This window comes from Vibrio crassostreae 9ZC13 (genome assembly GCF_000272045.2).
Classification (GTDB): Bacteria; Pseudomonadota; Gammaproteobacteria; order Enterobacterales; family Vibrionaceae; genus Vibrio; species Vibrio crassostreae_C.
On the sequence record NZ_AJYZ02000008.1, the window covers coordinates 1 to 2,370 of the forward strand.

At 47.8% G+C, this 2,370-nt stretch carries 3 protein-coding genes; all 3 read left to right on the forward strand.

The window, feature by feature from the left end:
* The first annotated feature begins 80 nt into the window (after positions 1-80).
* The 3 genes from tnpA to tnpC are packed head-to-tail and all read left to right on the forward strand — an operon-like array spanning position 81 to position 2,337.
* Positions 81-398, forward strand: a complete 318-nt coding sequence (gene tnpA / locus A136_RS01235) for an IS66 family insertion sequence element accessory protein TnpA (protein ID WP_017062947.1) — start codon at positions 81-83, stop codon at positions 396-398.
* Positions 395-748: an IS66 family insertion sequence element accessory protein TnpB gene (tnpB, locus tag A136_RS01240; protein ID WP_017062948.1), complete on the forward strand. Its 354-nt coding sequence runs from the start codon at positions 395-397 to the stop codon at positions 746-748. The genes tnpA and tnpB overlap by 4 nt, the downstream gene beginning before the upstream one ends.
* Positions 749-807: 59 nt before the next feature.
* Positions 808-2,337, forward strand: a complete 1,530-nt coding sequence (gene tnpC / locus A136_RS01245) for an IS66 family transposase (protein WP_017062949.1) — start codon at positions 808-810, stop codon at positions 2,335-2,337.
* The last annotated feature ends 33 nt before the right edge of the window (positions 2,338-2,370 follow it).

The following is a 2,370-nucleotide window of genomic DNA, read 5'->3' on the forward strand; positions in this document are numbered from 1 at the left end:
GTAAGCGTGCCATGAACACCGCATTCTAATCCTTCAGCACGAAGAATAAGATCATCTCTCCAACCCAAAGGAGAGTTGAAATGGCAAAACGACGCACCGACCTAGAATGGCAATCACTGTTTGAACAATATGAAAGTAGCAGTGTTACCCAACGCGCTTTTTGTGAAGAGCATGGACTGAGTTTATCCACGTTCTTCGCCAAACGGCGTCAACTCCAAACAGCAAGCCAATCGGAATCTGTCGGATTTGTTAAAGCCGAAATCGTTGAAAAGACAACCAAGTATCAGGCCCAGATAGCTACGGCGAACATGACACTTCTCATCAATGATGTGGAGCTGAGCATTCCTCAAGGCACGCTAGCCACCTATCTTGCTGAACTCATTGGAGCGTTGTCATGAAAGGTATGCTCAGCGCTTCAGACATTTACCTTTATCGTGAAAGCGTCGATTTTAGAAAGTCCATCAACGGCCTTGCAGCGATTATCGAAAATGATACTGACTTGCCTCTTGGCAGCGGTGCGCTGTTCCTGTTTACCAATAAACAGCGCGATAAGATTAAAGTGTTGTACTGGGATAAAACAGGCTTCGCCCTCTGGTATAAACGCCTTGAAAAAGCCAAGTATAAGTGGCCTTCAAAAGAGAAAAATCAGGTGTTTACCCTCACTCAATTTGAGCTTGACAGACTGCTTTCAGGCTTCACAATTATCGGCCACGAACCCATCAAAATAAACGATTTTACAATGAGTTAATCGAGAATAAAGCCTTATTCTCCAAGCGTTAACGGCACGATTTTAGTATAATCAATGCTATGAAAAAGACGCCAAATATCAACCCAGAAAGCCAAGATGTTGCCGAGCTACAAGCGATGGTAGCTGCTCTGATGTCGGAGAAAAATGAGTGGAAACAAGAGCGCCAATCGCTGCTTGAACAACTCAAACTCGCCTTCGACCGTCAGTTCGCGAAACGCTCGGAGGCATTAAAGCCTTACGATGAATCACAAGGTGACCTCTTCAACGAAGCGGAGTGTGAAGCCGTTAAAGAAGACGAGGTTGAGGTGACAACCACGACCACAACGAAAAAGCGCGGTAAACGTAAACCTCTGCCTAAGACCTTGCCTCGTGAGGTTATCGAACTTGATGTAGACGACCATGAAAAGCAGTGCGCTTGCTGCAATCATAGCCTGCATAAAATCGGTGAAGACCGCAGCGAGAAGCTAGAGTTCACGCCAGCGGTACTCAAAGTGTTGGAATATGTTCGTCCTAAGTACGCTTGCCGCCAGTGCGAGAAAACAGGTGACAGCAGCCGTATCGTTCAGAAGCCATCCCCTCAGAGTCTCATCCCTAAAAGCTTCGCCACAGAAAGCTTGCTGACCAACATCATTCTTGGCAAATACCAATACGCGATGCCACTTTATCGCCAAGAATCGCTGTTTACCCAGTCGGGTATCGAGCTATCACGCACCACCATGGCAAGGTGGGTTATCCAAGTCAGTGAGAAGTTCGCCCCGCTGTATGCCGCCTTGAAAGAGCACCTACTTCAACAAGTGGTGGTTCAGGCGGATGAAACGCCGCTCAATGTGCTCAAAGAAGAGAAGCAGTGTTATATGTGGCTCTACTGCTCAGGCGCTGACTCACCCGAATCGGCACTGCCGAATGTGAAAAATATTGCCTTGTACGACTATCAAAACAGTCGCGCGAGGGCGTGTCCCGTGGACTTTTTAGGTGACTACAACGGTTATCTACAAACCGATGGCTACGCGGCTTATGATGGTCTGCATCACGTCACCAATGTAGGGTGCTTAGCGCATGCTCGTCGCAAGTTCATGGATGCTAAAAAGCTTCAAGGGAAAGGTAAATCGGGCAAGGCTGATAAGGCGCTGGCTAAAATCCAAAAACTCTACGGGATAGAATCACGCTTAAAAGGTGCGCCTGCCCAAGAGCGAAAAGCAGAGCGTCAAGCGCTTGCCAAGCCGATACTGGATGAGCTTTACCAATGGATGACGACCCAGAAGGTGATTGGCTCTAGCCCACTAGGCAAAGCAATAAAGTACACGCTCGGGCAATGGCCTAAACTCATTCGTTATATCGACGATGGTCACTTATCTATCGATAATAATCGCGCTGAACGCGCAATTAAACCGCTGGTTATTGGCAGGAAAAATTGGCTATTCTCCAACACACCAAATGGCGCTGAGGCGAGCGCGATGCTTTACAGCATCATCGAGACTGCAAAAGCCAACGGCCTTATCCTCTATGACTATATGGTCAAGTGCATGAAAGAGCTAGCAAAAGCAGAGCCCGATATCGATGCACTCCTGCCTTGGAACTTCAAACACTGACAAGTCGCCCCGTAGGTTCATGGGGCGGATACC

What these genes read in the sequence shown, in the direction of transcription:
- tnpA (WP_017062947.1), top strand. Translation starts at nt 81, where the DNA reads ATGGCAAAACGACGCACCGACCTAGAATGGCAATCACTGTTTGAACAA.
- tnpB (WP_017062948.1), top strand. Translation starts at nt 395, where the DNA reads ATGAAAGGTATGCTCAGCGCTTCAGACATTTACCTTTATCGTGAAAGC.
- tnpC (WP_017062949.1), top strand. Translation starts at nt 808, where the DNA reads ATGAAAAAGACGCCAAATATCAACCCAGAAAGCCAAGATGTTGCCGAG.